This window comes from Polaromonas sp. P1_G2 (assembly GCF_056405515.1).
The window spans coordinates 1-5,586 of record NZ_JBFUBY010000270.1; the positions used below are offsets into that span (position 1 = coordinate 1).

The following is a 5,586-nucleotide window of genomic DNA, read 5'->3' on the forward strand; positions in this document are numbered from 1 at the left end:
GCGTTTGATAGGCACCCCACCCAGCATCGGTGACTGCGCGAGTGTGAAATCGCCCGGTTCCACTTGACGAGCGAAAAGCATCACCGGTCGCTGTGTCTCAAAAATATAAACGATCTCGAATTTCACTGAGGCTGACTCTACTTATGGACTCACCATGCCCGCTTTTGGCCGAAAGCGGCCGTTAGCTATTAGACTTGATTCTCAGCCCTCCTCCTAGTCACTCATAGGGTGAATCGCTCGGGCATAAAAAAACCCTCCGATTAGGGGAGGGTTTACTTAACATCACAAAGATCGTGGTGTTATGACAACGAGACTCTAACTACATAGTTGTAATAACGAGTCCGGAATACATATCGTGGAATGTTTTGATCCATCAGTCAGCTCCATCCCTCTTTATCTGAATTCACATCAGATGGGCACGTATGTTGTCTTCGATAAATTTAGGCTTACAAAGCGACTTTTGGACTTCCCCCAAGTCGTCCCAGCGAGCTGGAGCAAACCAACCGAGGCCAACCTCTGTGGTTAGGATCAGCGCGGCGAATTTCTCTTGTACTAGCTCACGGCGATCTTCCATTTCTTTCGGGAAGTTCACCAAGGAATACTTTGAAAAATCAAGCATTTGCCGCACTTCGAACAATCTGCCCATAAAAAATAATTGGTACTCTTGAAAATCTTCCCGCATGCCGGGCGGCATTGAAAAAAGAAACTCGCTTCCGTTGGTCGCGATCAACTGGGTACCAATTCGGGCGGGCATTGCTTGCAGTTCTTGAAGCGTGAGAGCGTCGCTAGTTGCGGTCAAAAGGTTTTTGACTGCTGCACTAACTTCGGGGTCGGGATGATCTGAGCGCATGGTGAGCATGTTCCTTTGATGGCATCTAGAGCATACTGGCAACAGATATTTTTCTAGCTGACCATCTGACCGATGCGCTCTCGGCATTAAAAAACCCTCCGATTAGGGGAGGGTTTACTTAACATCACAAAGATCGTGGTGTTATGACAACGAGACTCTAACTACATAGTTGTAATAACGAGTCCGGAATATACATCGTGGAACCTAAAGATAAAGACCGGGTCCCCGGCATTCTGGATTCCAGCGCCTTTGCTGTCTGCTTTGCCCCGAAGCACCGGAACCGGAATTCACCCCCGACATGTTTGACCACCACGATGCCGGTCAGCCAGCCAAACTCCCGGTGCACCGACGTGATCCCGGCCAAGGGAATGTGGACTGACTCCAGGCCGACGTGCAGAGCCTTGTTCATTCCATTGGGTGCGAAACGGATGCCGTCGGGCGTTACCGTGACCTTGCCGCCCACCCACAGGCCGCCGTACTTTTTCCGGATGTGCTTGAGCGTGGCGTCACCATTGACCCATGCAAAGGTCACGGCACCGGGAACCAGTGCATTGGCGAACTTCTGGATCTTGAAGTCCCGCGTCACCATTGCCCGGCCGGCCGCTTGGCGCGGATCGCGGCTGCTATCGCTTCGACGGAGTCCGGGCGGTTGCCGCGCTCGGCGAACTGCACGGCGGTCAGGCCTTGCTGGTTCTTGAGCTGCGGGTCGGCGCCTTCCTGCARCAGCAGCTTCACGGCCTCGGCCGTGCCGTACATGGCGGCCATCATCAGAGGTGTTGTGCCGTTGGGCGATTCGGCGTCGATGTAGGCGTTGTTCTCCAGCAGCAGGCTGATAAGGGCCAGGTGGCCGTTGGTGGCGGCGTAATGCAGCGGCGTCCAGCCGGTCTTGTTGACGTCGGCGCCCTTCTTGATCAGCTTTTCAGCCAATGCCTGGTGGTCCTTGAGGACGGCCAGCATGAGGGCGCTTTCACCCTTGCTGTTGAGGGCGTTGACGTCGATTTTTGGCCAGTCGACCAGCACTTCGGCGGACTTGGGCGAAGGCTCGCGCAGGGCGATAAACAGGCCGGTCTGGCCGTTGGGATCGACCGTATTGGGGTCAAACCCGCGCTGCAGCAGGTTCTGGATGACGGCGGGATTGTCCTGTTTGATGGCCAGGAAGAAGTCTTCGTAGGAGCCGGCATTCACGGAAGAAAATCCAGAAATAACAATAAGGTAAATTGTCTTCTTAAAGTAATGGATGAGGTTTTTCATGGCGCTTTGACCCCATTGAACAGCTGCTCGAAGTTGCGGCTGGTGGCTTCGGCGATGGCCTCCAGCGGCTGCTGGGTCAGTTCGGCAATCTGTTTGGCGACGAAGGGCACGTAAGACGGATTGTTGGTTTTGCCGCGGTAAGGCATGGGGGCAAGGTAGGGGCTGTCGGTCTCTATCAGCATGCGGTCCAGCGGCACGAACTGGGCAACCTCGCGCAGGTCGGCCGCATTCTTGAAGGTCAGGATGCCGGAAAACGAGATGTAAAACCCGAGGTCCAGCGCCGCGCGGGCGACTGCCAGGGTTTCGGTGAAGCAATGGAAAACGCCGGTGGCGGCGCCGGCCTGCCCCGCGTTGCCGCCCTCCTCCTTGAGGATGGCAATCRTGTCGTCGGAGGCGCTGCGGGTGTGGATGACCAGCGGTTTGGCGGTCTGCCGGGCCGCGCGTATGTGGACCCTGAAGCGTTCGCGCTGCCATTCCATGTCGGCCACGGTGCGCTCGCCCAGGCGGTAGTAGTCGAGCCCGGTTTCGCCGATGCCGACCACCTTGGGCAGGGCGGCGCGCTCCAGCAGGTCGTCGAGGCTGGGTTCGCGCACGTCTTCGTTGTCGGGGTGCACACCCACGGTGGCCCAGAAGTTGTCATAGCGCGTGGCCAGCCCGTGGACGGTCTCGAACTCTTCCAGGGTGGTGCAGATGCACAGCGCCCGGTCGACCTGGGCGTCCTGCATGGCCTGTCGGATTTGCGGCAGCTGGGCCTGCAGCTCGGGAAAGCTTAAGTGGCAGTGGGAGTCGGTGAACATTTCCGGAATAGCTCCAGGCTCTGGATAGGTGCTGCTGCCCCTCTATATATACAGAGGAACAGAGTTTGAATGCATGAAACCCGGGGCGGCCGGCGCAGCCGCCGGCTGGCTTAAATCGTCTGCGTGGGCCTGTCGGAGGCCAGGTGCGCGCCGAGGATTTCCTCGATCTTGATCTTGAGCAGGCGGGATTTTTCGTCGGACGGAAAACGTACGCCCACGCCCTGGGTACGGTTGCCGGCCGCCCTGCCCGGGGTGACCCAGGCGACCTTGCCGGCCACCGGGTAGCGCTGCGTGTCTTCGGGCAGCGTCAGCAGCACGTAGACGTCGTCGCCGAGCTTGTAGTCGCGTGCCGTGGGGATAAAAACGCCGCCTTCCTTGAACAGCGGGATGTAGGCGGCATAGAGCGCCGCTTTTTCCTTGATGGCCAGCTGGACGACGCTGGGCCGGGCGCCGGCGGCTGCGGGGGAACTGGCGGGGGGCGTTGTGCTCATGGCTTTAGTTTATCGGTTTGGGAGGGGCGATGTCCGGAATTGCAGCAAGAATGGCCGCCTTTATTTGGCGTTGAGCGCCAGCCGGGCGCGGCTGACCAGGGATTCGAGCATCAGGCCCGGGTTGTAAGGATGCTCGACGGTGCGGGCAATGGCCGACAGCTCGCGCGACCAGCTGGCCAGCGCATACAGCCCGGCGCCGGCCTTGCCGGCCGCGGCGGACAGGTCGGCGGCATTGAAAAACCGCGGTGCGGCGCCCATGCGCACGGCCAGCACGTCGTGGCAAAGCTTTTGCAGGGCATCGACCGCCTGCGCGGGCGCCCAGTCCGACAGGGCGCTGACATCGCCGCGCGCCATGGCTTTGGGCAGGGCCTGCCAATGCTGGGCGGATTCGCCGGGCGGGCTCTCCTGCGCCCAGGCCAGCGCATCGGCCGGGCGCCCGCCGGCCGCGACCAGCAGGGTTTGCAGGTCGGCCGGCTTGGGCGCGGGTGTGGCTTTTTTGGGGGCGCCGCCCTCGCCCGCCTGGCTGGTCTCTTGCTGGAGCCAGCCCAGCGCCAGTTCGAAGTCCGGCCAGACCATGGTGTGGCCCAGGCAGCGGCTGCGTATGGTGGGCAGCAACTGGTGCGCCGCGTCGGTGGCCAGGATGAACTTGACGGCGCCGGGCGGCTCCTCAAGTGTCTTGAGCAGGGTGTTGGCCGTGACGTTGTTCATGCGCTCGGCCGGGAACACCAGCACGACCTTGGTCGTGCCGCGCGAACGCGTGAACTGGGTGAAGGACACGGCTTCGCGCGCGGCGTCGACCTTGATTTCCTTGCTGGGCTTGCGCTTCTTGCTGTCGAGCTCGTCCTGGGTTTTTTCGTCCAGCGGCCAGCCCAGGGCCAGCGACAGGGTCTCGGGCATCAGCATGCAGAGGTCGGCATGGGTGTGCACGTCGACCGCGTGGCAGCTGCCGCAATGGCCGCAGGCGCCCTGGGGTGTGGCTTCTTCGCAGAGCCAGGCGCGGGCCAGCGCCAGCGCCAGTTCGAACTGGCCCAGGCCCGAAGGCCCGCTGAGCAGCCAGGCGTGGCCGCGCTGGGCCAGCAGGCTTTCAAGCTGGGTTTGCAGCCAGGGCGCCAGCGGCGGGTTGTTTGATTCGGCCGGGGCGTTCACGGTATCGGTATCGCTCATGGCAGCCAGCCCTTGGCCATAAAGACCTGGCACACCGCCTGCCAGACCTCGTCGCGGCCCTTGGCGGCGTCAATGCGGGCAAAACGTTCGGGGTGCTTTTTCTGCCGGTCGGCATAACCTTGCGCCACGCGGCGGAAAAACTCCACCGGCTGGGCCTCGAATTTATCGGGCACGCGCGCACCGGCCAGGCGCAGCGCGGCTTCTTCGGGCGCCAGATCGAACCAAACCGTCAGGTGCGGCTCGATCACGGTTTCGACCTCGGGCTTCATCGGCGAGTTGCCGGCCGGGTCGCCCAGCAGGCCTTCGTCGGACTGCACCCATTGCTCCAGCGTCGCCAGCAGCGTCAGGTCAAAGCCTCGCCCCGCGCCCTGGTAGGCAAAGGTGGCGTCGGTGAAACGGTCGCACAGCACCACGTCGCCGCGCAGCAGCGCCGGGGCGATCACGTTGACGATGTGGTCACGCCGGGCCGCAAAGATCAGCAGTGACTCAGTCAGCGGGTCCATGGCGTCGTTGAGCACCATGGCGCGCAGCTTCTCGGCCAGCGGCGTGCCGCCGGGCTCGCGCGTCAGCGTCACCGCCCTGCCCTCGGCCTTGAAAGCCTCGGCCAGGCCGGCGATGTGCGTGGACTTGCCGGCGCCGTCTATGCCTTCGAAGCTGATGAAGAGGCCGCTCAGAGGTCTGGTGCTCATGGTCACTGGCCTCTTATGTATTTGTTCACCGCGCGGTTGTGCTCATCGAGGCTGCCGCTGAAATGGCTGCTGCCGTCGCCGCGCGCGACAAAGTAGATGGCCTTGGTCGGCGCCGGCTGCACCGCCGCCAGCAAGGCGGCCCGGCCCGGCATGGCGATCGGCGTGGGCGGCAGGCCGGCGCGGGTGTAGGTGTTGTAAGGGGTGTCGGCCAGCAGGTCGCGCTTGCGCAGGTTGCCGTCGAACTTGCTGCCCAGGCCGTAGATCACGGTCGGGTCGGTCTGCAGCAGCATGCCCAGGCGCAGCCGGTTGGTGAAAACACCGCCTATCTGCGCCCGGTCCGAGGG

Annotated in this window: 8 protein-coding genes; all 8 read right to left on the reverse strand. The window is 62.1% G+C overall.

Annotation, left to right across the window (positions count from 1 at the left end):
* Positions 1 to 403: 403 nt before the first annotated feature.
* A complete protein-coding gene (locus AC1D0P_RS20975; RefSeq protein WP_477678518.1) occupies positions 404 to 859 on the reverse strand; it encodes a hypothetical protein in 456 nt (151 codons plus the stop codon).
* 148 nt (positions 860 to 1,007) lie between these two features.
* The gene (locus AC1D0P_RS20980) at positions 1,008 to 1,439 is read right to left on the reverse strand and encodes a hypothetical protein (protein ID WP_477678519.1); all 432 of its coding nucleotides are present in this window, start codon (positions 1,437 to 1,439) and stop codon (positions 1,008 to 1,010) included.
* Positions 1,433 to 2,101 carry an ankyrin repeat domain-containing protein gene (locus tag AC1D0P_RS20985; RefSeq protein WP_477678520.1) on the reverse strand — a complete coding sequence of 223 codons (669 nt, stop codon included), beginning with the start codon at positions 2,099 to 2,101 and terminating at the stop codon, positions 1,433 to 1,435. Before AC1D0P_RS20985 ends, AC1D0P_RS20980 begins: the two co-directional genes overlap by 7 nt.
* Positions 2,098 to 2,898 carry a TatD family hydrolase gene (locus AC1D0P_RS20990; RefSeq protein ID WP_477678521.1) on the reverse strand — a complete coding sequence of 267 codons (801 nt, stop codon included), beginning with the start codon at positions 2,896 to 2,898 and terminating at the stop codon, positions 2,098 to 2,100. The genes AC1D0P_RS20985 and AC1D0P_RS20990 overlap by 4 nt, the downstream gene beginning before the upstream one ends.
* Before the next feature lie 110 nt (positions 2,899 to 3,008).
* Complete coding sequence (locus AC1D0P_RS20995) at positions 3,009 to 3,389, reverse strand: PilZ domain-containing protein (protein ID WP_007874426.1); 381 nt, start codon at positions 3,387 to 3,389, stop codon at positions 3,009 to 3,011.
* 60 nt (positions 3,390 to 3,449) lie between these two features.
* Positions 3,450 to 4,553, reverse strand: coding sequence for a DNA polymerase III subunit delta' (locus AC1D0P_RS21000; RefSeq protein ID WP_477678522.1), 1,104 nt, complete (start codon positions 4,551 to 4,553; stop codon positions 3,450 to 3,452).
* Positions 4,550 to 5,242 carry a dTMP kinase gene (tmk, locus tag AC1D0P_RS21005; RefSeq protein WP_477678523.1) on the reverse strand — a complete coding sequence of 231 codons (693 nt, stop codon included), beginning with the start codon at positions 5,240 to 5,242 and terminating at the stop codon, positions 4,550 to 4,552. Before tmk ends, AC1D0P_RS21000 begins: the two co-directional genes overlap by 4 nt.
* A gap of 2 nt (positions 5,243 to 5,244) precedes the next feature.
* A partial coding sequence (gene mltG, locus AC1D0P_RS21010; RefSeq protein ID WP_477678524.1) for an endolytic transglycosylase MltG occupies positions 5,245 to 5,586 on the reverse strand: 342 nt, incomplete at its 5' end.

Excerpts from the sequence above, each read along its gene's own strand:
- AC1D0P_RS20975 (WP_477678518.1), bottom strand. The coding sequence starts at position 859 with ATGCTCACCATGCGCTCAGATCATCCCGACCCCGAAGTTAGTGCAGCA.
- AC1D0P_RS20980 (WP_477678519.1), bottom strand. The coding sequence starts at position 1,439 with ATGGTGACGCGGGACTTCAAGATCCAGAAGTTCGCCAATGCACTGGTT.
- AC1D0P_RS20995 (WP_007874426.1), bottom strand. The coding sequence starts at position 3,389 with ATGAGCACAACGCCCCCCGCCAGTTCCCCCGCAGCCGCCGGCGCCCGG.
- AC1D0P_RS21000 (WP_477678522.1), bottom strand. The coding sequence starts at position 4,553 with ATGAGCGATACCGATACCGTGAACGCCCCGGCCGAATCAAACAACCCG.
- tmk (WP_477678523.1), bottom strand. The coding sequence starts at position 5,242 with ATGAGCACCAGACCTCTGAGCGGCCTCTTCATCAGCTTCGAAGGCATA.